The organism is Mesorhizobium sp. M2E.F.Ca.ET.209.01.1.1 (assembly GCF_004010375.2).
Classification (GTDB): domain Bacteria; phylum Pseudomonadota; class Alphaproteobacteria; order Rhizobiales; family Rhizobiaceae; genus Mesorhizobium.
Map to the genome: position 1 here is coordinate 47,780 of NZ_SADP02000026.1, position 22,306 is coordinate 70,085.

The 22,306-nt window shown below is 63.7% G+C and carries 36 protein-coding genes; 6 read left to right on the plus strand and 30 right to left on the minus strand.

Annotated elements, in window-relative coordinates; translation table 11 throughout:
• Nucleotides 1–96: 96 nt before the first annotated feature.
• The 14 genes from msrA to EN852_RS30790 all read right to left on the minus strand — a co-directional run bounded on the left by msrA (nucleotide 97) and on the right by EN852_RS30790 (nucleotide 8,515).
• On the minus strand, nucleotides 97–621 hold the full coding sequence (gene msrA / locus EN852_RS30730) for a peptide-methionine (S)-S-oxide reductase MsrA (protein WP_127865371.1): 525 nt from the start codon (nucleotides 619–621) through the stop codon (nucleotides 97–99).
• Between the two features lie 97 nt (nucleotides 622–718).
• Entirely contained in the window at nucleotides 719–1,042 is a 324-nt protein-coding gene (locus EN852_RS30735) for a hypothetical protein (protein ID WP_127879673.1), read from the minus strand.
• A complete protein-coding gene (locus EN852_RS30740) occupies nucleotides 1,042–1,236 on the minus strand; it encodes a hypothetical protein (protein ID WP_127879675.1) in 195 nt (64 codons plus the stop codon). The genes EN852_RS30735 and EN852_RS30740 overlap by 1 nt, the downstream gene beginning before the upstream one ends.
• Entirely contained in the window at nucleotides 1,221–1,460 is a 240-nt protein-coding gene (locus tag EN852_RS30745) for an ABC transporter permease (RefSeq protein ID WP_127865368.1), read from the minus strand. Before EN852_RS30745 ends, EN852_RS30740 begins: the two co-directional genes overlap by 16 nt.
• Before the next feature lie 109 nt (nucleotides 1,461–1,569).
• A complete protein-coding gene (locus EN852_RS30750) occupies nucleotides 1,570–1,773 on the minus strand; it encodes a hypothetical protein (RefSeq protein WP_127877128.1) in 204 nt (67 codons plus the stop codon).
• The gene (locus tag EN852_RS30755; RefSeq protein WP_127879677.1) at nucleotides 1,770–2,522 is read right to left on the minus strand and encodes a glycosyl hydrolase 108 family protein; all 753 of its coding nucleotides are present in this window, start codon (nucleotides 2,520–2,522) and stop codon (nucleotides 1,770–1,772) included. The genes EN852_RS30750 and EN852_RS30755 overlap by 4 nt, the downstream gene beginning before the upstream one ends.
• 231 nt (nucleotides 2,523–2,753) lie before the next feature.
• Nucleotides 2,754–3,266 carry a GNAT family N-acetyltransferase gene (locus tag EN852_RS30760; RefSeq protein WP_135879557.1) on the minus strand — a complete coding sequence of 171 codons (513 nt, stop codon included), beginning with the start codon at nucleotides 3,264–3,266 and terminating at the stop codon, nucleotides 2,754–2,756.
• A gap of 18 nt (nucleotides 3,267–3,284) precedes the next feature.
• Nucleotides 3,285–4,109 (minus strand): hypothetical protein, encoded by an 825-nt coding sequence (locus tag EN852_RS30765; RefSeq protein WP_127865365.1) that lies wholly within the window; start codon nucleotides 4,107–4,109, stop codon nucleotides 3,285–3,287.
• A complete protein-coding gene (locus EN852_RS30770; RefSeq protein WP_127879681.1) occupies nucleotides 4,106–6,010 on the minus strand; it encodes a hypothetical protein in 1,905 nt (634 codons plus the stop codon). Before EN852_RS30770 ends, EN852_RS30765 begins: the two co-directional genes overlap by 4 nt.
• Nucleotides 5,947–6,315 (minus strand): terminase family protein, encoded by a 369-nt coding sequence (locus EN852_RS30775; protein WP_246694460.1) that lies wholly within the window; start codon nucleotides 6,313–6,315, stop codon nucleotides 5,947–5,949. Before EN852_RS30775 ends, EN852_RS30770 begins: the two co-directional genes overlap by 64 nt.
• A 188-nt stretch (nucleotides 6,316–6,503) precedes the next feature.
• Nucleotides 6,504–6,857: a hypothetical protein gene (locus tag EN852_RS30780; RefSeq protein ID WP_127879683.1), complete on the minus strand. Its 354-nt coding sequence runs from the start codon at nucleotides 6,855–6,857 to the stop codon at nucleotides 6,504–6,506.
• A 207-nt stretch (nucleotides 6,858–7,064) separates the two neighbouring features.
• Nucleotides 7,065–7,805, minus strand: a complete 741-nt coding sequence (locus EN852_RS30785) for a terminase family protein (protein ID WP_246694461.1) — start codon at nucleotides 7,803–7,805, stop codon at nucleotides 7,065–7,067.
• Complete coding sequence (locus EN852_RS41065; protein ID WP_189546269.1) at nucleotides 7,753–8,172, minus strand: hypothetical protein; 420 nt, start codon at nucleotides 8,170–8,172, stop codon at nucleotides 7,753–7,755. Before EN852_RS41065 ends, EN852_RS30785 begins: the two co-directional genes overlap by 53 nt.
• Nucleotides 8,159–8,515, minus strand: a complete 357-nt coding sequence (locus tag EN852_RS30790; protein ID WP_127879687.1) for a hypothetical protein — start codon at nucleotides 8,513–8,515, stop codon at nucleotides 8,159–8,161. The genes EN852_RS41065 and EN852_RS30790 overlap by 14 nt, the downstream gene beginning before the upstream one ends.
• 365 nt (nucleotides 8,516–8,880) lie before the next feature.
• On the opposite strand from EN852_RS30790, the gene EN852_RS30795 reads away from it, so the two are divergent.
• From EN852_RS30795 to EN852_RS30810, 4 genes are all read left to right on the plus strand, one after another.
• Nucleotides 8,881–9,198 carry a hypothetical protein gene (locus tag EN852_RS30795; protein WP_127879689.1) on the plus strand — a complete coding sequence of 106 codons (318 nt, stop codon included), beginning with the start codon at nucleotides 8,881–8,883 and terminating at the stop codon, nucleotides 9,196–9,198.
• 138 nt (nucleotides 9,199–9,336) lie between these two features.
• Entirely contained in the window at nucleotides 9,337–9,846 is a 510-nt protein-coding gene (locus tag EN852_RS30800; RefSeq protein ID WP_127879691.1) for a hypothetical protein, read from the plus strand.
• 233 nt (nucleotides 9,847–10,079) lie between these two features.
• Nucleotides 10,080–10,349: a hypothetical protein gene (locus EN852_RS30805; protein WP_112130363.1), complete on the plus strand. Its 270-nt coding sequence runs from the start codon at nucleotides 10,080–10,082 to the stop codon at nucleotides 10,347–10,349.
• A 78-nt stretch (nucleotides 10,350–10,427) separates the two neighbouring features.
• Entirely contained in the window at nucleotides 10,428–10,733 is a 306-nt protein-coding gene (locus tag EN852_RS30810) for a hypothetical protein (protein WP_041001284.1), read from the plus strand.
• Nucleotides 10,734–10,741: 8 nt separating this feature from the next.
• Here EN852_RS30810 and EN852_RS30815 read toward each other — a convergent pair whose 3' ends face one another.
• Both EN852_RS30815 and EN852_RS30820 read right to left on the minus strand, forming a co-directional pair.
• A complete protein-coding gene (locus EN852_RS30815; protein ID WP_127879693.1) occupies nucleotides 10,742–11,161 on the minus strand; it encodes a DoxX family protein in 420 nt (139 codons plus the stop codon).
• Nucleotides 11,162–11,444: 283 nt separating this feature from the next.
• Nucleotides 11,445–12,200, minus strand: coding sequence for a tryptophan 2,3-dioxygenase family protein (locus EN852_RS30820; protein WP_127879695.1), 756 nt, complete (start codon nucleotides 12,198–12,200; stop codon nucleotides 11,445–11,447).
• A 142-nt stretch (nucleotides 12,201–12,342) separates the two neighbouring features.
• On the opposite strand from EN852_RS30820, the gene EN852_RS30825 reads away from it, so the two are divergent.
• Nucleotides 12,343–12,810: an Lrp/AsnC family transcriptional regulator gene (locus EN852_RS30825; protein ID WP_189546289.1), complete on the plus strand. Its 468-nt coding sequence runs from the start codon at nucleotides 12,343–12,345 to the stop codon at nucleotides 12,808–12,810.
• Between the two features lie 180 nt (nucleotides 12,811–12,990).
• Here the strand turns inward: EN852_RS30825 and EN852_RS41070 are convergent, their stop codons facing one another.
• The 11 genes from EN852_RS41070 to EN852_RS30875 all read right to left on the minus strand — a co-directional run bounded on the left by EN852_RS41070 (nucleotide 12,991) and on the right by EN852_RS30875 (nucleotide 20,421).
• Nucleotides 12,991–13,641 (minus strand): hypothetical protein, encoded by a 651-nt coding sequence (locus tag EN852_RS41070; RefSeq protein ID WP_189546271.1) that lies wholly within the window; start codon nucleotides 13,639–13,641, stop codon nucleotides 12,991–12,993.
• 156 nt (nucleotides 13,642–13,797) lie between these two features.
• Nucleotides 13,798–14,964, minus strand: a complete 1,167-nt coding sequence (locus EN852_RS30835) for an SdrD B-like domain-containing protein (RefSeq protein WP_127879699.1) — start codon at nucleotides 14,962–14,964, stop codon at nucleotides 13,798–13,800.
• Nucleotides 14,961–15,857 carry an HTTM domain-containing protein gene (locus tag EN852_RS30840; protein ID WP_189546279.1) on the minus strand — a complete coding sequence of 299 codons (897 nt, stop codon included), beginning with the start codon at nucleotides 15,855–15,857 and terminating at the stop codon, nucleotides 14,961–14,963. Before EN852_RS30840 ends, EN852_RS30835 begins: the two co-directional genes overlap by 4 nt.
• On the minus strand, nucleotides 15,841–16,281 hold the full coding sequence (locus EN852_RS30845; protein WP_127879703.1) for a hypothetical protein: 441 nt from the start codon (nucleotides 16,279–16,281) through the stop codon (nucleotides 15,841–15,843). The genes EN852_RS30840 and EN852_RS30845 overlap by 17 nt, the downstream gene beginning before the upstream one ends.
• 323 nt (nucleotides 16,282–16,604) lie before the next feature.
• Entirely contained in the window at nucleotides 16,605–16,859 is a 255-nt protein-coding gene (locus EN852_RS30850; RefSeq protein WP_135879558.1) for a hypothetical protein, read from the minus strand.
• Nucleotides 16,860–17,194: 335 nt separating this feature from the next.
• Complete coding sequence (locus EN852_RS43250) at nucleotides 17,195–17,692, minus strand: GFA family protein (protein ID WP_127879705.1); 498 nt, start codon at nucleotides 17,690–17,692, stop codon at nucleotides 17,195–17,197.
• Complete coding sequence (locus EN852_RS41075) at nucleotides 17,628–17,780, minus strand: hypothetical protein (protein WP_189546291.1); 153 nt, start codon at nucleotides 17,778–17,780, stop codon at nucleotides 17,628–17,630. Before EN852_RS41075 ends, EN852_RS43250 begins: the two co-directional genes overlap by 65 nt.
• A 146-nt stretch (nucleotides 17,781–17,926) precedes the next feature.
• Complete coding sequence (locus EN852_RS30860) at nucleotides 17,927–18,280, minus strand: SPW repeat protein (RefSeq protein WP_127879707.1); 354 nt, start codon at nucleotides 18,278–18,280, stop codon at nucleotides 17,927–17,929.
• 358 nt (nucleotides 18,281–18,638) lie between these two features.
• Nucleotides 18,639–18,854, minus strand: coding sequence for a hypothetical protein (locus EN852_RS30865; RefSeq protein WP_127879709.1), 216 nt, complete (start codon nucleotides 18,852–18,854; stop codon nucleotides 18,639–18,641).
• Nucleotides 18,855–19,005: 151 nt separating this feature from the next.
• Nucleotides 19,006–20,079, minus strand: coding sequence for a PAS domain S-box protein (locus tag EN852_RS30870; RefSeq protein WP_245519605.1), 1,074 nt, complete (start codon nucleotides 20,077–20,079; stop codon nucleotides 19,006–19,008).
• A gap of 96 nt (nucleotides 20,080–20,175) precedes the next feature.
• A complete protein-coding gene (locus tag EN852_RS30875) occupies nucleotides 20,176–20,421 on the minus strand; it encodes a hypothetical protein (protein WP_127865346.1) in 246 nt (81 codons plus the stop codon).
• 270 nt (nucleotides 20,422–20,691) lie between these two features.
• On the opposite strand from EN852_RS30875, the gene EN852_RS30880 reads away from it, so the two are divergent.
• Nucleotides 20,692–21,030, plus strand: coding sequence for a hypothetical protein (locus EN852_RS30880; protein WP_127865345.1), 339 nt, complete (start codon nucleotides 20,692–20,694; stop codon nucleotides 21,028–21,030).
• Between the two features lie 30 nt (nucleotides 21,031–21,060).
• Here EN852_RS30880 and EN852_RS30885 read toward each other — a convergent pair whose 3' ends face one another.
• From EN852_RS30885 to EN852_RS30895, 3 genes are all read right to left on the minus strand, one after another.
• Nucleotides 21,061–21,282, minus strand: a complete 222-nt coding sequence (locus EN852_RS30885) for a hypothetical protein (RefSeq protein ID WP_127865492.1) — start codon at nucleotides 21,280–21,282, stop codon at nucleotides 21,061–21,063.
• 106 nt (nucleotides 21,283–21,388) lie between these two features.
• A complete protein-coding gene (locus tag EN852_RS30890) occupies nucleotides 21,389–21,598 on the minus strand; it encodes a cold-shock protein (RefSeq protein ID WP_127865344.1) in 210 nt (69 codons plus the stop codon).
• A gap of 214 nt (nucleotides 21,599–21,812) precedes the next feature.
• The gene (locus EN852_RS30895) at nucleotides 21,813–22,226 is read right to left on the minus strand and encodes an HD domain-containing protein (RefSeq protein ID WP_127879711.1); all 414 of its coding nucleotides are present in this window, start codon (nucleotides 22,224–22,226) and stop codon (nucleotides 21,813–21,815) included.
• Nucleotides 22,227–22,306 lie beyond the last annotated feature (80 nt).

Here is a 22,306-nt window from a genome sequence, read left to right on the forward strand (position 1 = left end):
AGCATCCTGAACGCAAAAAAGCCCGCCATGCCTCTTCGGCATGGCGGGCTTTTTGCTCGGATGAGCAAGGCTAAATGCTATAGCCTCGCTGCCGATCTATGATGCGGCGGCAGCCTTTTGGCGGACCGGAAGCTTCCACCCCGGCCGCGCGAAATGGCAGGTGTAGCCGTTGGGATAGCGTTCCAGATAGTCCTGATGCTCGGGCTCGGCTTCCCAGAAGGGGCCTACCGGAGCAAGCTCGGTGACGACCTTGCCGGGCCACAGGCCGGACGCGTCGACGTCGGCGATCGTGTCCTCGGCGATCCGCTTCTGCTCGTCGCTGGTGTAGTAGATCGCCGAACGATAGCTCATGCCGATGTCGTTGCCCTGGCGGTTCTTCGTTGTCGGATCGTGGATCTGGAAGAAGAATTCGAGCAGCGTGCGGAAACTTGTCCTGGCCGGGTCGAAGATGATTTCGATTGCCTCGGCGTGAGTGCCGTGATTGCGATAGGTCGCGTTGGCGACATCGCCGCCGCTGTAGCCGACCCGGGTTGAAACCACGCCGGGCAAGCGCCGGATCAGATCCTGCATGCCCCAGAAACAGCCGCCGGCAAGGACTGCGCGCTCGGTGGAAGAAGCCATGTCAAACCTCCTTTGGATTGCTCCATAGATAGGCGTTGTGGTCGGGTTCTTCCAGCGGCTCGGAAAACATGCCGGCCGCGACTTCGAACCTGCACGATCAGGTATCCGAAGTCGGCTTGAACCGTCGGATCACCACCTCGAAGACGATGTCCGAGATCCACATGGCCGAGACGCCGATCAGAAAGGCGGCGGCAAGCGTGGTGGTGTCGTCGGCGGCGTCCGGCATCGGCAGGCCGCTTGCCTGGACCCAGGCGACGGCGGGCAATGTCAGATAGGCGGCGGCCAAGGCGCCGCAGATGGGCGAGGCAATCATCTCGCGCAACTTGTAGCGATGGCGCGACAGTGCCCTGAGCACACCGCCGGCGAGCCCCGCCGCCACGACCTGGTCCTTGATGCCCAGAAGATCGAAAATGTCATGCATCACGGCCTCCAGCCACAGAGCCTTTCGCCCTTGCGGTTGTGCGCGAGCAGCGCCCTCGCCTCCTGATCCGACAGCGTTTCGACGGCCCTGGCGGAGAGGCGCATCGGCGCGGCGGCGGCGCAGAAACCGCCCCTGGCCGTCGTGCAGCCGACAAGCGCGGCGACAGTGGTTGCGAGGACTAATCCCTTGCCCATGACTTCAGCTCCTTCCTGACCGCTTCAGCCGGCAAGGCGCCGATGTCGTTGTCGACCTGGTCGGCGATATTGCGGGCCGCGGCCTCTGCTTCTGCCTGCTTGCCGCGCTCGGCCCTTGCGCCCGCGAGGCGCTGGTGAAAGCCCCAGCCGAGCGCGCCTATGAGGCCGGCGCCGATGGCCAGGATCGTCGGATTGGTGAGAAGCCATGCCAGCAGCGCGCTCATAGCAGCACCCCGATGACAAGGCCGGCGACGAAACAGGCGGCGCCCACGATCAGATATGGCCTGACAGCATCAATGCTGGCGGCGAGCAGACTTTGCAGATTTTCCACGGTCAGTGCTCCCAACCGAACCGGCGCGCGAGCAGATGCCACCACTCGGCCACGCCGGCGATGACAAGGCCGAGACCGGTTTCCAGCGCCATCTGGATGTCGGGATCGGCGGAGAACGCCGAGGCGTCGTCGGCGCCCAGAAGGCCCCGGGCGACAAGCATGCCCGCGCTGTAGCGCAGGGCGATACGGATGAAGACGGCGATCATTGGCAGAACACTCCGAAGAGATTGCAGGGAAGATGCGCGGCCCAGGCGATGAGCGAGCCGAGCGCCAGCGCGATCAAGGCGAGGATGCCGGCTGCCTTGGTGGGCAATGCGGATTTGGGCGGCTCGGCCGGCGCCTCAGCGCTGGCATGCTGCCCTGGGTCGGCCGGTGGTGCGGTCGGCGCCATCTGATCGGCGGATGCTGGCGCCAGCGGCACGGATACCGTCGTCGTCAGCGGTGCGGCCGATATCAGCAGCGCCTGCCGGCGCACCGAGGCGACACGCGCGCTCCAGCCCCGGCCGAAGCTCGGCCAGGTCGGCAGCTTTTCGAGGAAGGCAAGCCGCGCATCGCAGAGCGCGTCGATGACGACGCCGGCGGGTCTTGCCCCCGCCGCGGTGAGCGTGGCCGGGCCGATGCGGCCGTCCTGGACAACGCCGAGCACGGCTTGAAGATATTTCACTGCCCTGCCCGGCCCACTGTTCACGGCGAAATCGAAGACGGCGTAGTCGACGCCATCGGGGAGCAGAGCGCCCGCCACGGCATCCCAGTAGAAACGGCGGTATACCACAGCGACCTGGTCATCTGAGATCCTGCGCAGTTCAGCCTTGGTGGCATCGGCTTTCACGTAGCGGCGGAAATTGGCGAGCGTGACACCTTTCATGGTGGCGCCGCCGGGGTCCGCGGGGTTGTCCGACCAACCGCCTTCGGATTTGAGCACGAGCGAAAGGGCACGCGCGAAATTGCGGTCCATGGGGGGCTCCTCGGGATCGGTTGCGGTGGGGTGGCTTTGCCGACGAATTGTGCTCGCCGAGAATTTAGAGCCTTAGGAAAACCTTAATTGCCGTAAGGCAATGCTGGCGATCGCGGTTGGGTCTGCCGGCCTGTAGGTAGAGACGTTACTGGGCTGCGGGCTGGACGAACTTCCGTCGAAAGCCGCTCAGTCCGCCGGAGAAAGCCAATTTCAAAAGCCTGAACTGCGTCTTCAACGTGGCCGATGAAGCGTCCTGGCGATGGCGAAGGTTATCCATTCCAATATTCGGCCAGGCAACCAATCCCATCCAGCAATGCGTTTGTGCATGCGGATCGCCGCAATCCCATCGGCATAATAGTTCGGTTTGAAACCAGTGCGGCGGAACCCGGCCCTCAGGTAGAACCTGATAGCCCGGTGATTGTCGGCACGCACTTCGAGGCGTAGCAGCCGATACCCACGAAGAAAGACTTCTTTCTCCGCTGCGTTAAGCAGCGCGGTTCCGAAACCTCGCCCCGCCACTGAAGGCGAGACGGCGATCGTCTTAAGGCTCGCTGTTGACTTCCCCTGACGACACAAGATGACGCAGAATCCAACAACTCTATCGTCCACCTCTGCGACCAAAACGTCGCCATTGGAGATACTGCTCTCCAGCCCTGCGTACCCCGTCCAGTCCGTCTCGAAGGCGACCGCTTCGATGTCCGTGACAGCTTGGGCATCTCTTTCCTGGGCGCTGCGGATGTTCATAGCGTTCAAGCGTCACGTCTAAATGGTTGGCCAGCGTCGCTGGAAGGATGCCCTGAGAGCATCGAACTCTACTTGCGACAGCATCTTGTTGAACATTAGAAAACCATGAACACGCCGTCCACTGCCCATGAACAGGCTATTGTCCGAAGTCAACCCGAACTTCGCCTGTGTGCTACCGTCGGACGCAGTGGGAACGAAACTATCTGTGAAGTTCTGGATCTGGAACGTGCCGTTAACATAGGCACTAAAGTCCCGATTGGTGTTGGAATTGTATTTGCCGCCGACGCCAATCATCAGCATCAAATTTGACGCAATTGGAGTGCTCGCAGTGAAGAGAGCGGTCGAGATAGAGGCGCTTCCATTGCTCATTCGAAACCATGGCTGACCGGCAGCGGTATAAGTTGAAAGACCTGTGTCGTGGTTAGCATTAACGGCCCTCGATCTTGTAGTAAAAGCGGCTCCATAACTCGCCGAAAAGAATTCGATTGAGATGATTGTCCAGTTAAAACCGACCTTATGAAGGCTATTCATGAACGTATCGTTGGCGGTGGCCTTTTGAAAGCCATCACCGCCGTCGGACGAGAAGTATTCGCTCGAACTCTCGCTGCCGGCAATACCATTAAACGTAGGATCGTCGACCCCCACCGACGTGCTGGTGCCCAACGTAAAGTTTCGGCCGTTGCTGCTGACATCGAAGACAGTTTGCCCAGAACCAGGCCAGCTATTCTTATCTCCGGGGTCGAGACACACAGCAAGGTTGCCGAGCAAACCGGCATCCGTCACCATCTCTTTGATGGTGCGCATTGGCCTGTAAATGCGCTGTGGATTGAGGAATGGGATCATTGCAGTGCCTCAATGCTGCCCGAGACGGCACCGTTCAATTTCGTGATGTAGAGGTTGAACTTGCTGCCGCTTGTGGTTGTCAGCGCGTTCCCGCCAGGAGTCACCACAAACCCGGTGAAGGTTATCGCGCCAGCGGTAGGGCTGTTGATGATCTGAACGACCATCGAGAAGTCGCCTGCCTGCGTTGGTGCGGCGAGTGTGAAGGCGCCGCCGTTGGTCAGGTATCGCAGATTACCGCCGATTGGGGATGGCGCGTAGGTGCCAGAGGCTTTGGTGCCGTCATTCACTGAGGTTGAGGTAAAGCCGGCGGTGATCCCGAGGTTGTCAGCTGCTTTCTGCAGCATCGCCGTAGCAATCTCCGATAGCGTATCGAACGCTGCCGAGACACCCCCCAGCACCAGATCGATGGCCGCCTTCACAAATCCTGTGGTGGCGATCTGCGCGGTGTTGGTGCCTGGCGTCGCGGTCGGTGCTGTCGGCGTGCCGGTAAACGTCGGGCTGGCCTTCGGCGCAAAGGTCACATCCACATAGGCCGTCGTGGCGATCTGGGTCGAGTTGGTGCCCGCAGCCGCCGTCGGCGCTGTGGGCGTGCCTGTAAGCGCAGGGTTCGCCTTCGGCGCAAGGCTCCCCGCCGCCACACCGCTGTCCTTCACCACCTTCCCTGTCGTCCCGTTGAACGTGGCGATGTTGTCGGTCGCGGCTGAGGCTGGCCCTGCGACCAGGCTTCCCACCGCCACGCCACTGTCCTTGCCAGCCTTCCCCGTCGTGCCGGCGAAGGTCACGATGTTGTCCGCCGCCGACGAGGCCGGGCCAGTGAAGTCGCCCGCGCCGGTGCCATCCGCGCCCCTGTCGCCGGCTCGGGTGAAGATCAGCCAGATGCCGTCGGCTGTGGTGGGCAAGGTGCCGGCGCCGCTGACATAGGCCAGCGTCAGTTTGCGATAGCCCGTTCCGTCCACCACCGAGCCGGTGACATTGTAGGCATAGGCGATCGCGGCTGACGCCTTGGAGCGCAGCGTGAGCTGGCCTCTTATGGTGTTGGTACTATCGTCGAACGTATCCAGAATGCCGCTCACCGTGGCGCCGCTGGAATCGAGGTTGTCGATATAGACGGCTGTGGCCGAAGCGGCGCTGGCATTGTTTATCCGCAGCGTGCCGTTGCCGGGGTCGGCGTCGGCGGTGCTGGTGGAAAAGGTATAGCCGAGTGCCGCCACCGCGTTGGCGCCAGCGACGGCGCTCGCCGCCGCGTTGGTGGCCGAGGTCGCGGCATTGGCGGCGGAGCCGGAGGCGGCGGTGGCCGAGGTCGAAGCGGCGGAGGCCGATCCGGCGGCAGCACTTGCCGATGCGCCGGCGCTGGTTGCCGAACCGGCTGCCGTGGAAGCGGAACCGGCCGCCGCCGTCGCCGAATTGCCGGCATTGGTGGCGCTGGTCGCGGCATTGGTGGCGGAAGTGGACGCGGCGGTGGCCGAGCCGGCCGCCCCTGTCGCCGAACCCGCCGCGTTGGTGGCGCTGGCGGCGGCGGTGTTCTTGGAGGTCAGCGCGGCTGCCGCGCTCGCTGCAGCGGCATTGGCGGCATTCACGGCGTCGCCGAGCGTGTCCTGCGAGAGATAGAAGCTGAGCGTGATCGGGTCGGCCCCGACCACCGGATCCAGCGTCTCGAAAGCATAGACGCGATCGGCCGAGACGGCGCCCTCCTGCACATGCACGGTCGTGCCCTTTTGCATCGTGCGCGCGGTGCGGGCGTCCGCGGCGCGAAACCACTGGCCCTCGCTCGCGGTGTAGATGCCGTTCTGGGTCTGGTCGGCCTGGTCCTTGACCAGCACGCGGTCGCCGACTTCCGTCAGCACGCCGTCGACCGTCTGCAGGCCGTAAAGGGTGATGTTCGCTGTTGTCGCCAGGCGCACGGGTTCGCGCTGGTCACGTAGACCACATCGGCCTCGGTGTCCCAGGCGAGCTCGACGGCGGCGGAAGGATGGTCCCAGCCGAAATCGAGCGCGCCGATGCGCGGCCACCAGCGCGGCAGCCGGAACGGCTCGCAGGCGATCAACTCCTCCGCCACCGGGAAGATGCGGCCGGAGCCCAGCACCGGGATGCCTTTCGCACGGGCCTCGCGCTCATGCTCGGGATAGGCCGCGACGATCGCGGCACGCTGCTCGGGCGAATAGTGCCCGGCATCGTCGATGGTCATGAAGGTAACGTGACGGGACATGGCAAGCTCCAGTTCCTCGCCCCGCGAGAGCGGGTGGCGCGGCGAAGCCGCGACGGAGAGGGGCAGCGCCGACGTTTGATGGAAGAGCGGGGAGGCTATTCGTCGAACGTATCGCTCTACGAAGGCCCCTCTCCGGCCGCTGCGCGGCCACCTCTCCCCCCCGCTTCGCGCGGGGCGAGGAACAAAGCTCAGCCCTTGTACCCTTCGTTGACGCAGTCGTTCTTCCAGGCCCAGTCGAAGTCGGCCTGCGACATGGGCGAGCCGAGGCCCGGTTCGACATAGGGCCCGGCGCCGTCGATGTAGACGATGAAGCGCGTTTGCTTGGTGAAGATGCCGACCTTGCTTATGACGACGCCGCAGGTCTGTCCGGTCGCGCTGTCGCCGGTGAGATCGACATGGGAGAAGGTTGCCTCCGGATTGTTGACCAGGCCACGCATCCTGGCTTCCGCCGAAGCGATCGCATCGGCGCGCCAGTCGCCGCTGGAGCCGGAACAGGCCGACAGCAGCGCGCAGGCAAGAAGCAGTTCTGGCAGGGGTCGCATGTCGGCTCCGGATCGCGGCCGAAAACTACTCGACCTTCGGTTGCAGCCAAAGCGGCATCGCAAATCATGGTTTCGACGCGGTTTCGCGAAGCTCCAGTTCCTCGCCCCACGCAAGTGGGGGAGAGGTGGCGCGGCGAAGCCGCGACGGAGCGGGGGCAGCGCCAGCGTTTGACAAAGAGCGGAAAGCTGCTCGTTAAGCTTGTCGCTCTACGAAATCCCCCTCTCCGGCCTCTGCGCGGCCATCTCTCCCCCGCCTTGCGGGGGCGAGGAACCCAAGTTCTGAACCGCTTCAGCCGACAAAAACCTAAGCACCACATCGCTCATGCCAAGCAGCGGCGTGAACGTCACGATCGTTATGCCATCCGTTGCATTGGTGCGGGTCAGGCCTTCGGAATAGATGTCCAGCGGCGGCTCCTCGTCGAACCAGACGCCATGCAGGGTCTCGCCCTGCCATTTCTCGCGGCCCTTCTCGTAGCTCTTGAAAGAGAGCACGCTTTCGCCGGCCTGGACGTCGCCGCCGCCGCCCCAGCGCACGACGACGCTGTCGATTCCGCCGGGAACACTGCGGCCCATCACCGTGCCGGCGATGGCATTGGCCGGGATCATGCCGGTGCCCCATTCGCCCTGCCGCTGCGGCGGGCCGACCAGCATGCGCTGCGGATTGTCGCGCGTGCCTTCGCCGGTGACGCCGGCGGCCCAGAGCCTGACGGGCTGATCGAACACCTTGCCCGCCCACCAGTCGGGATAGCGGCCGGTAAGGTGCATGGCCCATTCCGCGCCCCCTGCCCTGGTCTTGCCGAGCTGGTTGCCGGCCATGAACAGGCGCTCGCGGTGGGTCGCCCCTGCTGCATGAAATTCGGCCTGCCTTTCATACGGCGCGTAGGCGGCAAGGAGGTTACGGCGCCGTCTTCGGTCCAACTCCTCGAACAGCGCCAGATAGGTCTGCATCGCTGTCGAGGAGCGGCCGGAGGCTCGCCTCGAGGCCGCGGATGCGGTGGCGGATCTCCTCATCGCTCAGTTGCTCGAGAGTGGTTTTATCATCGAAACTTTCCGAGCTGGCCGCAAAATCCTTGGGCAGCAGCGTCAGCACGACCTTCAGATACTGGTCGGGCTTTTCGGCTCTGACCGCGGCGATGACGCCGGCGCCATGGGCGCGAAAATCGGCGCGAAGGGCGGCGGCGAAGTCGTCGACGAGCGTCTTTCGCGAACGGCTCGGGCGAGCGGCGGCGGCTTGAACCGGTGCGGACCTCGACTTCGCCGGTTTCGCGCCGGCGGGCTTGCGGCTCGCGGCCTTGCCGGCGTCAGCCCTGGGCATCGGACGGTGTCGCTTTCGCTGTTCTTGCCTTGCGCGGCTTGCGCGCCGGCTTCTTGCGCGGCCTGGCGCGCCTCGGAGCCTCGCCATCGACGGCCGGCGAAGCGATCGCCTTCAGCTTCGCCGTCGCGGCACGGACCACCGACGCATCGAGGCCCTGGCGCGGGAAGCCGAAACCGGCGACCGCGTCGACGGGTCCGCCGCGCACCATGCCGATGCGCACGCCCGGCGCGACCTGCTCGACGCGCCCGGTCCGGCGTGGCGGGTCCGCGCCCTCGAACGCGCCGATGGCGCTGACGATCTCGGCGCCGTCATCGGCGGTGATGATGGTGGCATAGCGTGGCATGGAGCCTCAGGCAGAATGGCGAGGCCGCGCGTTCGCGCCAGCGCTCGAAAGAAATGGATGGCCAAAAACAAAATCCGCCTGGCGGCGGGTCGTTGGCGCAAATCAGCACCATGGACAAAATAGTAGCATAGCTGCCCTCACCAGACAACAGGTTGCAGGCATATTTTCCTATCACGCTGAACCCGGCCTTTTCCGAGACATGCTGGCGAAAAGTCCCATCCCCGCCACAGCCAGGGATTGAGCGCCCGGCCAAAAAGCCGCACAAATTTTGTCGGAACCAACCTTGGTTCGACGGGTTCCACCCTCAGTCGCAACGCGACAGACCCTGCAAGAGACGAACCGTCTCGCAACAGAGGAGAAGAATCATGCTTACGAAGATTCTCGCGGCTTCGGCCCTGACGATCGGCCTCGCCACGGCGGCGATGGCCCAGACCGCGAATTCGACCGACAGCACTGGCGGCAGCGGCCAGACCATTACTGTGGATCCGAGGACGCCGGCCACCCCACCGCCGGACCAGATGGTGCCCGACACCGGCACGACCGGCAGCATCACCGGCGGCGACATGAATTCCAATGCCGACAAGAACTGCCCGAACAGCCCGCAGGGCGCGCAGGGCGATGCCAACAACACCATGGCCAGCACGGTGCAGCCGAACGTCAACGATAAGCACTGCGGCAAGTAGGCCTGCAACTCGCTCCCAGGCAAAGGGCCGTGGAGCAACTCCACGGCCTTTGCCTTGGAGCCGGCTTCACCCGCTCGGCAAAGTCGGTCGGAACCATGCGGCTTTCCGACCGTTGCAAGGGGCACAAAGGAGAAACCCATGGCAGACAACGAAAGCAGTAGCGGTGGCGCCGCAAACGGCACCGACACCTCGAGCACCAGCCAGGCCAGCGCAGCGCGTTCCCGTAACGCCGCCTCGCGCAGCAGGGGCGCGTCCCGCAGCGGCGCTGCATCGCGCAGCAACGCGGCTTCTACCAGGGCTTCCGAAGGCGCGATGAAGAAGCAGGTGGCGGAGTTGAAGCGCGAGGTGAACCGGCTGAACCGTGCGCTTTCCGAGCAGGCCGAGGAGGCCGCGGAAACCGCTCAGGGCTGGTACCAGAGCGCGGCCGACCGTGCGTCGAACCTTTACAGCGGCGCCTCCGGCCGCGCGTCGCGCGCGGCAAGCCAGTTGCGCACGCAGGCGCAAAGCGTTTCGGAAACCGTGCAGCAGAATCCGGGCACCTTCTCGACAGCCATGCTGATCGGCGGCCTTGTCGGGCTGCTGGCGGGCATGGCGATCAGCCGGAACCCGGAGCCGGAGCCGGACTGGCTCCATCGCTGGCACAGATAGGCATTTCCGGCCCGGGCTGCCGGGCCGATCAACGGTAGTAGGCGACGACCGCCTTGCGGCGGCCGCGCGGAAAGAAGGCCGGGCCGGCGCGCCCGGCCTTCTCTCTTGGATGCGGGGCACTTTTTCTTTTCAGGGTTGTGTCGTTCCCACGCCTTTGCTGTGGCCGGTTGTCTCGGGCTGGTCATTAGCCGGAGCTTATGGGATCATTCCCTCAGGGAATCGCGGAGAGCGGCATGGACAGACCTGCCATGGCATCCGTCTTTCGGATGCGGCATGTGCCTGCAAGCATTTCGGGTGTACGCAGCCTTGGCAGAGGCCAGGCCGATCCGATCTTTCATTCGAGACCACTCGGCGAGGCGATCCGCTTCATCGCCCAGGCCGAGGGCCAGTACGACCTCAGCGCCGTCGCCGTCTTCTACGGCGACCGCCAGACGCCGCCGCTCGGCAACCGTGAGATCAAGCAGCTCTGGAGCGAGTATGGCGAGCGGCTGATGGAGGCGTAGAGCCGCGGAGGCTCCCGGCCCCCCGGATCGGAAACGCCGCTCATGCGTTCTTGTGGCGAGGTCAATGGGAGGAACGCCATGAACGTCGCCAATCTCCAACTCGAGGGCCTGCTGATGGCCGTCGCAGCGATCAACCACGTGCTCGTTAAGAAAGGTGTGCTCACCGTCGAGGAAATTGACATCGCGCTGCGCAAGGCCGAGGCCGGTGAGACCGGCGAGGAGCGCTCCGAGGCGATCTCGGCCTCGAACCGCGACGCCATCAATTTCCCGATCCGCCTGCTCGAGCTTGCCAACCAGTGCCAGCCCGAAGCGGACATGCCGTCCTTCTCCAAGCTGGCGCGCATGGTCGGGCAGATGAAGGAGCCGTACAACGATCAGATGTGAGGGGAAGGTCACGCCCTGCCCGGCCAGCCCTGGCGCAGCGCCAACACGCTGCCCGGGCCGTGGACCGCGGCGTAGAGCAGGCCGGCGGCGAAGGGGAAATGCGACATGAAGGCGCCGAACTCGGCCTGCTCCGCGGCCCAGTGCGACGGGCCGTGGAAGGCGAAGCCGAGGAAGACGACATAGACCGCGCCGATCAGCGCCAGCGGCGTCATGAAGGCACCGGTGAGGAAGGCGATCACCAGCAGCGTCTCCAGGATCGCGGCGCACCAGGCGAGGAACAGCGGGAACGGGAAGCCGGCGGCGGCGATGTAGCCGGCGGTGGCGGCCATATCCATAAGCTTGAAGGCGACGGCCATGGCGAACATGGCGGCGAAGATCAGGCGGGCGATGAGAATGGCGGCGGTCTGCCAGGTCGATTGAGTTTCCACGAGTGTCCCTCCGGTTGAAGTGGTTGATGTGCTCCAAGGACGGACGAAGGAAGAGGATTCCGACAGGGGTGGGAAAATTGTTGGAGCCCCTGTTCCTCGCCCCCGCAAAGCGGGGGAGAGGTGGCCGCGAAGCGGTCGGAGAGGGGGGCAGCGCTGGCGACAGAGGATGAAGCACAGTGTGGCGCGCCCGAGACCATAAGTTCCAGCTCTACGAAGGCCCCTCTCCGTCGCGGCTTCGCCGCGCCACCTCTCCCCCCGCTTCGCGCGGGGCGAGGAAGAAGGCTCAGCCGGCCTTCGCCTGCGGCGGGTGGCTGATCGAGTCCCGCACGGTGCCGTATTCGGCGCCCCAGCGGTCGGTCATGTCGCAGCGTATGTCCCAAAGCTCGGGGAAGAAGCGATGGCGGGCGCCGCCTTCCAGCATCTCCACCGGGCGGCCCTTCAGCGACCTCGCGCCCAAGCCGATCGAGCGGTGGATGAGATAGAGGTGGTTGGCGCGGAATTTCTGGAACAGCTCGTCGAACTCGATCAGCGCCTCGGCCACGACATAGGCGTCGCCATGGTCGTAATGCTCGTCATAGATATCCGCCACGGTCAGCCCGCGGCCATCGAGATAGGCATGCTTGAAGGCCCGCCAAAGGTCCGGCGGCAGGCGCAGCAGGAATTTGAAGCCCGGCGATTCCTGGCCGCTGCCATTGCCGAGCTGCAGGCGGATCTGCTGGTACTCCTTGGGCGACATGGTCTCCAGCAGATCGAGCTGCGCCGTCATCATGCGCATCAGCCGGTGCACGCGGCCCATCAGCGTGACGATGCGGTGCGTATCCTGCTTCTCCAGGTAATCCAGCACGTCGACCAGCGTGTAGGCGATGAGCTTCATCCACAGCTCCTCGACCTGGTGCACGATCTGGAACTGCAATTCGTCGGCGTTGACCATCTCGGCGAGCGGCTTCTGGCAGGCGAGCAGCTGGTCGCATTTCAGATAGACGCCGTAGTCGCGCATCTCGGGCGTCTCGATGCGGGCGTGATAGTCCGTCTTGTCCATGGCTCATCCTCTTCGCGTCTGCACTTGACCGCACTACCAGGATAGCGCTTCCGGCTTGAACATTGTTCCTTTCTGTTATCCAAATGGCATGAAATGAAGGACAATCGTTGATCACATTCGCCCCAATGGAGAACGAACGGTGATGGATGCCCTGGACCGCAGAATAGTCGCCGCGCTTGAGCGCGATGCGCGCATCTCCTTCAGCGAGCTCGCCGAGGAGGCCGGGTTGAGCAAGACGCCGTGCTGGAAGCGCGTGAAGGCGCTGGAAGAGGCAGGCGTCATCCGGGGCTATTCGACCCGCATCGACCCGGCCAGGATCGGCTTCGGCATAGAGGCCTTCATCCAGGTGTCGATCGACTTCGAGCTGTCGGACGCCTTCGAGGCGGCGGTGAAGAAGCATCCGCTGATCCGCCGCTGCTACGCCACCACGGGCGAAGCCGACTATCTGCTGCAGATCGTCACCGTCGATATGATGGCGCTCGACCGCATGCTGCGCGAGGAACTCAGCCGCCTGCCCGGCGTGCGCCGCACGGTGACCTCGATGGCGATGCGCGAGATCAAGGGCGACATCTCCTTTGCCGAGGCGGCGGCGCGTGCGCTGAGGGGGTAAGGCGAGCACACCGAATGGGCCGCGCGCGCGCCGGCCGTGGACGCGCCGAGCCCTGACTTTTTCTGGGATGGTCGAGAACCGGCCTCGAACCTGGCTATAGTCGTGACGGGTACGGCGGTGGCAGGTTTCATCTCAATGAAGATCAGCTCGGATTCTGCCCGGCGACGGCCGGCGCGAAGCTTACGGATTTTCGAACTCGCCTCGAAGGCCGATATAGCGCTCCTTCCGAGAAATATGCTCGCCACGGCGCTTCTGGCGTCGACCATGCTGCTGCCGGCAGCCATTTCGAGCCGCGCCGCGTCGGTCCTGCCAGAGCCGCGAGACGGGCTCCACCAGCCGGACGCGAAAGCCATGCTGCAGGACGCCAAGCGCGCGCTTTTGGCGGCCAATGGCGGCAACGGCGGAAATGGCGGCAACGGCGGCAATGGGGGGAATAGCGGCAACGGTGGCAATGGAGGGAATGGCGGCAACGGCGGGAATGGTGGCAACGCCGGCGGAAACGGCGGCGGCAATGGCGGCGGCACCGGAAACGGCGGCGGCAATGGCGGTGGCGGCACCGGAAACGGCGGCGGCAATGGCGGCGGCGCCGGAAATGGCGCCGGCAATGGCGGCGGCACCGGAAACGGTGGCGGCAATGGCGGCGGCACCGGAAACGGCGGCGGCAATGGCGGCGGCACCGGAAACGGTGGCGGCAATGGCGGCGGCACCGGAAATGGTGGCGGCAATGGCGGTGGAACCGGCAATGGCGGCAACGCCGGGAACGGCGGAGGCAACGGCGGTAACGGCAGTTCCGGCAGCAATGGCAGTTCCGGCGGCCATGGCGGCGACCATCACGACTCCGGCCATTCGGATGGCGGGGCCCGTTCCTGCGGAGCCTCCTCACGAGTGTCTTGCTGACACCGCTTGACCTTGAAGCGCCGCGCGCCGGAGCGGTAGAAACTCTCCTATCCTGTTCCGGCTAGCCGCTTCCGCGGCGCGGTGAACCGCCTACGGGCCGGTGCGGTAAGCGAAATTGTCGATAGCGGCCTGCCAGTAGTGCTGCGTGCGGATCTCGAGCCGCGTGATGCGCCTGTAGTCGGCCGCGAAGTAGACCAGACCGTTGGCGGACAGCGTCAGTCGATCCTCATAGGCGGGCTCATCGCCTCGCCAGGCCTTGAGAGTGAGCGTCTCACCCTCCGCGTCGTCCCAGCCGGCGCCGAAATAGGCGCCGGTGAAATCGAACGGTTTTTCGCTGAACACCTGAGCGGGATGGCCTGAGCTGTTGTAGGCGATGAATTCGCCCGACATGGTGGTGTTGACGTAGCCCGGGCCGTCGGTGAAGCGCTGGTGCATGGCAACGAGGTTGTACCAGTTGAGCCCGCCATAGCCCGACGGGACCTCGAACACGCCGGGCGACGTCAAAAGGTCGTCGAAGCCGACGACATGCTCCTGCGGCAGCGGCGCCTCGGCCGGTCCGCTTTTGCCCGAGAACGCCGAGAGCATCACCGGCGCCGCGCCGACCACGACATGCCGCCGATCAGTCGCCCCACCCGCCGAAAAATCGACCAGCCATTCGCCGGGTGTCACTGGCGTGCTGAACCGCCAGTCCGGACTGACCTTGGCGGCGGCGCTGACGCCGTCCGGCCCTGTGAGCGAAACGCGAGACCCGGCGGCGACCGCGCCGCTGATCGTCAGATCCGCCGCAAGCCCGACGGGGTGCGTCGTCGTCTTTGCGATCATGTCGCCCGGCGATCCGGGCGAAACGACATAATCGCTTTCCTGCGAGGCGTTGCCGGTGGTGACCGAATAGCCTGGCGGCGGCACCACGCGGAACGCATAGTGCCCGGGGTCGACCACTTCGAAATCGCGATGCATCACCGACATGCGGAAGTTGGCGAAGCCGCCGGCATTGGTCAATCGCATGATGGTGCTGGCGTTCGGCCTGTCGAACTCGACCGCCACGCGCGACATCGGCCGGTCGCCCAAATCGTAGATGCCGTTCCTGTTGAGGTCGCGGAACACCAGCAGCGAGGTGTTCATCTGGCCGCCCGTAAAGGACTCCCATGTCCGCTTGGGATAATAGTCACTCGCATCGCCGGCGCGGGCCATGCCGCAGACCATGGCCAGGCCGGCGGCGATGACGACGGCGCCTGGGAACAACGAACCACGCTTCACGAAATTTCCCCTCCGGCAGCCGCTGCCGATCCGATCCCCTGGAGACGCGCGATGACCTTGTCCACGGCATCGGCATCGAAATAAGCGAGATAGAGCAACGCCATGGTGGCGCTGAAGGTGTAGACCGGCAGCGTCACATAGATGATGGCGTGGAAGGCCAGGCCCGGCAGGACCAGATAGCGCCTGGTCGCGCGAAACGGCAGGCCGAAGGCAAGGCAATATTCGAGCGCGACCACACCGAAGGATAAGATGGTGGCGAGCCAGGCAAGGCCGGCCGGATAGTCCGAACCGGCGTAAAACCAGAGGAATATCTGCTCGAGCCGCGCGCCGCTCAGAAAGGCGTGGTTCGACTTGTCGAAAGCGGCGAAGAAATAGAGCACCGAAAGCTGCACCACGATCAGCCGCAGCCCCCACAGATTGCCGCGCTCGGCCGGCGGCGGAACGCCCATGCGCTCGGCCCGCGTCACTGCCAAATAGCGGTCCAGCGAATAGGAGCGGTCGCAAGGGGTGAGCGCGATCAGAAGTGCCGAGACGGCAAGCAGATAGGTATGGTGGTGGGTCCGGGGCTCGCGGCCGAGCTCGAAGCCGAAATAATGGTACATCGCCAGCCCGACCGAGCCGGTCCAGACAGCGGCGAGGCGGCTGTGATAGCCGACGAAGAGCAGCGTCGTGGCGACGAAGAAGTTGGCGGCGAGAAACAGGCCGGCCGGCGACTGATCCATATAGAGCAGCAGCTCGCCCGCCCAGCGCGACCAGAACAGCATCGCCAGGCCGATGCGGATCAACGCGGACGAACGCGACGAGCCTTCCGTGCCGGCCGCCCAGCCGGCGAAGCGCGCCGCCATGGCCTGCGCCGGACACCAGTCGGCGATGGCGTCAGTCGGCACAGGCATTTTCGGCATCGGTATGGACCGTCTGCCAGCCGTCGCGCGTGCCCAGCCGGGCGCGGACGCGGATGTCGCCCCCCTGCCCGGCGACCGCGCAGAGCCGCTTGATGACGGAAGCCAATTCCTCGGTGCTTTTAATCCACTTCAGCCTGCCGTTGCGAGGCGCGCCGAGCATCTCGAACCGGTCGAGCGGGACAAGCGCGCCGTCGGGCCCCCGGATCTCGAAGGAAGCGTCGATGACGCCCAGCCCGATCGCGCTGAACATGGTCCAGGAACGAAGCCACGGCGACTGTACCCCGAAGACCTGCTCCGCGACCGGACCGGCGATCATGAAGCCGGCGATCGCGATGAAGGCGCAAAGCCGCAAGCGTCCCGCCGACAGCCGACCGGCGGGCCGCGCACCTATGCTGATTGAGATGATATCCGCCACCCGCGCACCCCCGTCGCGATCATAGACCGGTTCAACGCCCGGTCTTCGATCGTCCCAGAAAAAGTCAGGGCCATGCGTAGGTCGGAAAGGCCAACAAGCAGGCGACACGGACCGCCTTTATTGGGTCGAACGACCTTGGCCCGTCGCAGCGGCCCGCGGTCCGCGCAACGGGCCAAGTGGCCTGCCTTTTGCCCGCCAGCTAAAGGCAGGCTCCTCCCATCCTCCGCTTCGAGGGGAGCGGAGAACTCCAACAATGACCGGGCTGCGCGAGGCTTGGCGATAACTTTTGTTAGTTCCAACTAAAATAAGCGACCAGGAGCTGGCTAGCGACCGGCGTGGTATATAGCCGGCAACGTCTGGGAAACGCTGAGCGTAGCAGAATAGACAGGCCTGCCGACTTCATCATGGACGGACACGGTCACCGTTTCATCCAGGTCGCTTGAAGCCATTTCGTCGACCGCGATGTCGTGCAGAGCCTTGAGCGCTTCTCGTCGCATCTCGCTCAAATTGTCGAGATCGAGCCAGGCATCACCCAGGCACTGCCCGTTTCGGACGACTTCGAATCTGTAATTCGACATGTGCCATTGTGAGACGAAGGGATAGCAGCCGCATTAAAATTTGAGAGCCGGCTCACTGTCAGGTTCTGCGGTCGTCTAAGGGGGCCGATAACCCTGCACTGAAGGCCGCCCGCCGATCCGGCCGTCAGGCCCCGAACGTCATTTAAAAAAGATGCAGCACAGCTAAAATAAGCCTGTGCACTGTCAGAATTTGCGGTCGCGGTGCGCGCCCAGACAGCTCACCTTGATGATGCGGCGAGCTCCGATTCGCCGGGCCGGCGCCGGGAATCCACCCCAACAGGCAACGGGCGCCGGTCACTTACATTGGCGACGGGCTGCATTCGAGACAGGCATGCTTAACCCTCCCGCTCCTGGGGAAGGCCGTCGGTTAGATCATAAAAATCGGATTTCGAGCCGACGAAAATATGCTTGCTGAGGCGCAGACCTGTGGGAGGGTCAAGAGTCCCGGCAGCGACGAAGGTCTCACTGCCTGGAGCCGCCCGCCAGAACAGGTTGCTGCCGCAGCGCGAGCAGAAGCCGCGTTCGGCCTTGTCTGACGAGCGGTACCAACGGAGAGTGGACGAGGACAACAGTCGAAGATCCACTGTACGACAGGCCGCCATGGCTGCGAAGTTGCCGCTCGTGCGCGCGCATTGGGTGCAGTGGCAAGCTATTGGCTGGGCAAGCTCACCCGCAATTTCATAGCGTACGCCCTCGCATAGACAATGACCCGATGACCTAGGCGACCTAGCGCCGCTGTTCCGGGATGAATTCACCGTGGCCAAAGCCCTAGCGCCGATCCCGGGGGCTGGCGAGCGGAGGCTTGGAGCCGGCCGCCTCTTCCTTCTCAGCATCGGCCTTGCGTTTCGGGCACGCCTCGAAATCATGGTCGCGGCCGCCGCAATAGGAGCAGCATTTGGCGGGGGTGTCGGGGTGGAGCATCGAGGCCATTCCCAAGAATGCACGAAAAACCTTCCGGTTGCAGCAATTCGTGAAGACGCCTGCCGCCGGTCAGCCCAATGCCCCGATATGTCTGCGCTGGGGCAGGAGCTCGCCGCTCGCGCGGCGGGCTCCCGACCGATCACCGCTCACGCATGCGCGTGCGGATGACGGAAGTCCCAGACGGCCCAGGCCGAAGCCACGACCACCAGCACGCCAAGGACGACATGCGTGGCCATGACATTCGTGTCAGCCGCAAAGCCCAGGAGCCAGGGCGACACGATCAGCCAGAGCCCGAGGACCGCGCTTACCCATTCTTCCCACTCGGCAAACACCGAAAGCGTCGCCAGCGCCAGCGCGCCGAGCAGAACGCCGACGATCCAGGCGTTCCACGCAGGCACCATCGCCGCGGTGAATCCGATGACCCAGGGTGAGATGAACAGGCAGATGGCGAGGACCAGAGTGATCCAGTCCAGGCTCTTTCTTGCTTCCATCATTGCCATGACAACCTCCATAGATGAAGCTTGACCAAAGCAACTTTATCCGCGTGGACATTGCACGCTCGCAATTGATGTAATTACGCTTTTACCGCGCTGCAAGGAGGTGTCGGCCGAGGTAGTGCGTCACTGGCGTTACGGCGACTATAAGCCAGGCCTAGTGAACCGGCCTCGATACCGCCAGCGCGGCTCTTATATCGTCGGCATCATCTATCCCGCTGATGAACAGCTGCATGATGAGCCGCGCCACGTCATCCTGTTCCGGCCCGGCCGGAATGCGAAAGGCCAATGGTTCGCGAATATCCTGGTCAGCATGTCCAGGTCGTCGGAACTGAGATAGGTCGGGAGGCCACGGCGGCCCCCATCATTCCATGGCCGGCGCGGCCAGCACGTTGCCTTCCGCACCGCGACGGTAATAGCTGGTCCTGCCACGATCCCATTTGATTTTGATCTGGGTGGCGGTGGTCTCCATGACCGTGCCGCCTTCGGGGCTGTCCTTACGGATGACCCGCTGACCTGGCTGCAATGTGGTTGAAGCTGGCGCGTGCATATGGACGCGCGAAGAGTCTTTGAAGGGCATATGCGCCTCCCCTTTGTTCCGGGCGAAAGCGCGATGGTCACTCCCAAACGTCCGTATGCCTCTGCCAGGTGCGGACGACCAATATTAACCATTAGTAGACTGGAATAGTTCCTGTCCCCAGGAAATAAAGCCCGTCACCGGACCCGACGTGTCAAACGCTGATGTCGCTGTCGGTATCGGTGCCGAGCTGCGGGACGATGATTGCCTCGAGCGGCGCGTCGAGCGCCCATTTCAAACTGCCGGGCGAGCGTTCGAGACTGGAAGAACCGCTCAGCGACTGCGGAGCCACCCGCTGCAGCACCACCGTGCCGAAACCCTTGCGTTCGCCGGTCCCGTTCTCCTTGCCAGTCTTCTGCGCGGCCCCAATCCCTGCCGCGCCGGACGTCTCCTGCCACAGAAGATGAAACCTCCGCCGCGCATCCGGACCCGTCTCGACCTTCCAGGTGATTTCCACATGGCCGCCGTCGGCGGCAAGAGCGCCATATTTGGAGGAGTTGGTGCCGAGCTCGTGGAAGGCCATGCCGAGATTCTGCACCGCGTTCGACTGCAGCGTCAGCAGCGGACCGGACAGCGAGATGCGCTCCTCGTGGCCGAAGGGTTTCAAATGCTCCTGGACGAGGTCGAACAGGCTGGCGCCGGCCCATTCCGAGGTGACCAGAAGGTCGTGCGAGCGTGACAGCGCCATGATGCGCGCGCGGATCATCTGCTCGAACTCAGCAGGATCGGTCGAGCGCTTGCTGGTCTCCCTGACCATGGACAGGATCACCGCGAACTGGTTCTTCACGCGGTGGTTGACCTCGCGCATCAAGAGCCGGATGCGGCGCTCGCTTTCCTTGGCGGCGGTGATATCACGGGCGATCTGCGACGCGCCGACGATCTCGCCCGCGCTGTTCCTGATCGGAGAGACGGTGATCGACACGGCGATCAACGAGCCGTCCTTGCGCCTGCGCGTCGTCTCGAGACTCCCCACGCCTTCGCCCCGGCGGATACGGCCGATGATCTCGGCCTCCTCGCTGTGCATGTGCTCGGGGATCAAGATCAGAATCGACTGGCCGATCACCTCCTCGGCGCTGTAGCCGAACATGCGCTCGGCCGCGTGGTTCCAATCGGTGATGATGCTGTTGAGGTCCTTGCCGATGATGGCGTCGTAAGACGAATCGACGATCGCCGCGAGGCGCGCGTCGGCATTCAGGCCCTGTCGGATAGTCCCCCCGGATCTGTTCATGGACATTAGCTAGGGCGGGCCGGCTTCAGGGCAATTTGTCGAGGGGCGGCAATTTGTCGAGGATAAGCAATTTGTTGAGGGTCGGATCGCATGGGATCACGGCTTGGAATTGCTGGAGCCATCGTCGGCCGCCCTGTCCAAGGATATCACGCCGAAATCCTGGGATTTCACGCCCGCATTCGCTGTGAGGAACCCGTCCGACAACAATCCTCTGCGCAAAAGTTCGCGGACCGCGGCCGAACGGCTCGGCATGCGTTTTTCGAAACGCCAGTTCTCCAGTGCCGCCAACTCCTCGTCGGTCAGCATGATCTGCAACCTTTGTGGTCGTTCCAGCTCAGCCATCGCCTGCCCTCCTTGACAGACAAAAAACGCTACGAATGAGTAAGCGCCTCATTTTGAGTAAAAGTAGGGTTTGTCTCATAGGACGTCAAGAATGACCAAGCTGTGAAAGACGGCGCAAGCTAACGATCCCAACGATGCGCCGAAATCACATTTGTTGTTCTATGCTAACTTATTGATTTTCTTGGCGCTTTCTGGATTTTTTGCTTGCAATCCGTGACCACCGGGCGCATGGTGGTGATCGAGGGATAACCTCCAGGGAGGAGGCAGTCCATGTTCCGACGATTTTCCATCCGCTTGCGCGACGACGCCCACCACAAGGTCCAACGGTCCTTGCGGACCAAGGGTATCGTGAACATCATCCGACTTTCCGAAGAGATCAGGTTGGATAATCTGGCCGAGAACATCGCCCGCGAGGACATCGAAAGCCTGGTGATGGAGATATCACAGCTCTACGGGGCGCCGATGGAGTTCGACGACGAGGCCCTGACGGCGCTCGACCTGCCGGAAGTCCTTGGGCCCGACAATCGCAACGACCTCGAAAAGATGCTGGATGGGCGCACGTCCGCCGGTGATATCACCATCGAGGTCCTGCATATGAAACGGTGCTAAAGCGCCCCCCGGGAGGGGTGCTACGCCCGCTCACCCCTTTTTCCGGCGCTTCGGAGCGATTTTCCTTGGCAGCACCACGGGCGCTTCGGCTTCCTGGGCCAACCTGGCGGCGCGCAACCGCTCGGTCTTGGCCGCCCTCTCCTTGGCTTCCAGGTCCTGAATCTGCCGAGCGACACGAGAGGTCGTGTCGGTCTTGGCTTCCGTGCGGGATGGGACCGGCTTGAACAGGCCGGTATCCGATAGCGACTTCATGGTCTTCTCCTTAATCAAAAAAGGCCGGGCAAAGCCCGACCTTCTCCAACGCGCCTCCGCGGCCAATGCCAGTACATCCGTGGTCAAGGACCCCGAGGCGCTGTGATCAGGCGGCTTGCAGATTCTCGGCCGAGCTTTTGCCGCTGCGGCCGTCCTTCACGATCTCGAAGCTGACCTTCTGGCCTTCAACGAGGGAGCGCATTCCCGCGCGCTCGACGGCCGAGATATGAACGAACACGTCCGGCTGGCCGCCGCCCTGCTCGATAAAGCCAAAACCCTTGGTGGAATTGAAGAACTTCACCGTTCCAGTAGTCATTGCGATCTCCTTACAAATCGACGCAAAATTATACGCGCCCAGCAACCGCCAAGCGACGTAACTTCGAAATTGAGAGGGAAGATCGTGAGAGCGCAATTTTGCGCGAAAACAACGTTCTTTCAGCAAGATCGATTTGCAACATATAGCGCTTAATTTCATCATCGACAAGGGCTCATGCCATAATACTTCCAAAGCGCAGGGCTTAAGTCCGGCTTCAGTCCCTGGAATCCAGGTGATCGAGGATGGCGAGGCCGGTTTCGTATTTCTTGGGCTCCACGCCCGCCTGGTGCGCCTGCCAGAGATTGTCGCGCAGATCGGCTATCTTCACCGGCAATGCCAGTTCGTTCGAGGCGGCGCGGCAAAGGAAGCCCTCCTCGCTCTCGTCCATGCGCCGCGTCAGCGCATCGACCGCGGCCACCACCGACTGGCTGAAACCGGCGCCCTGCAGCCTCTCCAGTGTCCAGCCGTCGCCTTTCTCGACAACGTCATGCAGGTAGGCGACGGTCTTTTCGTCCAGCGTCTCGACGGCATCGGCAACGCGCCTCAGATGTTCGATATAGGGGCGGCCGGTCTTATCCTTTTGTCCGCGATGAGCCTGCTCGGCAATCTTTGCTGCCTGGTGAAGCATGATCCTTCCAATCTCGTCACAATAGAGCCCGCCCCGGCGAGGGACGGCCGAGGCGGGCTTGCTCGGGTCTGGACCCGGTC

Coding starts and splice junctions, on each gene's coding strand:
- EN852_RS30885 (WP_127865492.1), bottom strand. CDS start 21,282: ATGAAGTCGCTATCGGATACCGGCCTGTTCAAGCCGGTCCCATCCCGC.
- EN852_RS30870 (WP_245519605.1), bottom strand. CDS start 20,079: ATGAACAGATCCGGGGGGACTATCCGACAGGGCCTGAATGCCGACGCG.
- EN852_RS30880 (WP_127865345.1), top strand. CDS start 20,692: ATGTTCCGACGATTTTCCATCCGCTTGCGCGACGACGCCCACCACAAG.
- EN852_RS30890 (WP_127865344.1), bottom strand. CDS start 21,598: ATGACTACTGGAACGGTGAAGTTCTTCAATTCCACCAAGGGTTTTGGC.
- EN852_RS30875 (WP_127865346.1), bottom strand. CDS start 20,421: ATGGCTGAGCTGGAACGACCACAAAGGTTGCAGATCATGCTGACCGAC.
- EN852_RS30825 (WP_189546289.1), top strand. CDS start 12,343: ATGGATGCCCTGGACCGCAGAATAGTCGCCGCGCTTGAGCGCGATGCG.
- EN852_RS30820 (WP_127879695.1), bottom strand. CDS start 12,200: ATGGACAAGACGGACTATCACGCCCGCATCGAGACGCCCGAGATGCGC.
- EN852_RS30785 (WP_246694461.1), bottom strand. CDS start 7,805: ATGCAGACCTATCTGGCGCTGTTCGAGGAGTTGGACCGAAGACGGCGC.
- EN852_RS30745 (WP_127865368.1), bottom strand. CDS start 1,460: ATGAGCGCGCTGCTGGCATGGCTTCTCACCAATCCGACGATCCTGGCC.
- EN852_RS30840 (WP_189546279.1), bottom strand. CDS start 15,857: ATGCCTGTGCCGACTGACGCCATCGCCGACTGGTGTCCGGCGCAGGCC.
- EN852_RS30740 (WP_127879675.1), bottom strand. CDS start 1,236: ATGGGCAAGGGATTAGTCCTCGCAACCACTGTCGCCGCGCTTGTCGGC.
- msrA (WP_127865371.1), bottom strand. CDS start 621: ATGGCTTCTTCCACCGAGCGCGCAGTCCTTGCCGGCGGCTGTTTCTGG.
- EN852_RS30810 (WP_041001284.1), top strand. CDS start 10,428: ATGAACGTCGCCAATCTCCAACTCGAGGGCCTGCTGATGGCCGTCGCA.
- EN852_RS30795 (WP_127879689.1), top strand. CDS start 8,881: ATGCTTACGAAGATTCTCGCGGCTTCGGCCCTGACGATCGGCCTCGCC.
- EN852_RS30850 (WP_135879558.1), bottom strand. CDS start 16,859: ATGTCGAATTACAGATTCGAAGTCGTCCGAAACGGGCAGTGCCTGGGT.
- EN852_RS30775 (WP_246694460.1), bottom strand. CDS start 6,315: ATGTCCCGTCACGTTACCTTCATGACCATCGACGATGCCGGGCACTAT.
- EN852_RS43250 (WP_127879705.1), bottom strand. CDS start 17,692: ATGCTGAGAAGGAAGAGGCGGCCGGCTCCAAGCCTCCGCTCGCCAGCC.
- EN852_RS30755 (WP_127879677.1), bottom strand. CDS start 2,522: ATGGACCGCAATTTCGCGCGTGCCCTTTCGCTCGTGCTCAAATCCGAA.
- EN852_RS30800 (WP_127879691.1), top strand. CDS start 9,337: ATGGCAGACAACGAAAGCAGTAGCGGTGGCGCCGCAAACGGCACCGAC.
- EN852_RS30790 (WP_127879687.1), bottom strand. CDS start 8,515: ATGCCACGCTATGCCACCATCATCACCGCCGATGACGGCGCCGAGATC.
- EN852_RS30805 (WP_112130363.1), top strand. CDS start 10,080: ATGGACAGACCTGCCATGGCATCCGTCTTTCGGATGCGGCATGTGCCT.
- EN852_RS30865 (WP_127879709.1), bottom strand. CDS start 18,854: ATGCCCTTCAAAGACTCTTCGCGCGTCCATATGCACGCGCCAGCTTCA.
- EN852_RS30895 (WP_127879711.1), bottom strand. CDS start 22,226: ATGCTTCACCAGGCAGCAAAGATTGCCGAGCAGGCTCATCGCGGACAA.
- EN852_RS30750 (WP_127877128.1), bottom strand. CDS start 1,773: ATGATCGCCGTCTTCATCCGTATCGCCCTGCGCTACAGCGCGGGCATG.
- EN852_RS30760 (WP_135879557.1), bottom strand. CDS start 3,266: ATGAACATCCGCAGCGCCCAGGAAAGAGATGCCCAAGCTGTCACGGAC.
- EN852_RS41070 (WP_189546271.1), bottom strand. CDS start 13,641: ATGGTCGCCGCCATGGCCGCCGGAACTGCCATTGCTGCCGGAACTGCC.
- EN852_RS30735 (WP_127879673.1), bottom strand. CDS start 1,042: ATGCATGACATTTTCGATCTTCTGGGCATCAAGGACCAGGTCGTGGCG.
- EN852_RS41065 (WP_189546269.1), bottom strand. CDS start 8,172: ATGCCCAGGGCTGACGCCGGCAAGGCCGCGAGCCGCAAGCCCGCCGGC.
- EN852_RS30765 (WP_127865365.1), bottom strand. CDS start 4,109: ATGATCCCATTCCTCAATCCACAGCGCATTTACAGGCCAATGCGCACC.
- EN852_RS30860 (WP_127879707.1), bottom strand. CDS start 18,280: ATGGCAATGATGGAAGCAAGAAAGAGCCTGGACTGGATCACTCTGGTC.
- EN852_RS41075 (WP_189546291.1), bottom strand. CDS start 17,780: ATGCTCCACCCCGACACCCCCGCCAAATGCTGCTCCTATTGCGGCGGC.
- EN852_RS30780 (WP_127879683.1), bottom strand. CDS start 6,857: ATGCGACCCCTGCCAGAACTGCTTCTTGCCTGCGCGCTGCTGTCGGCC.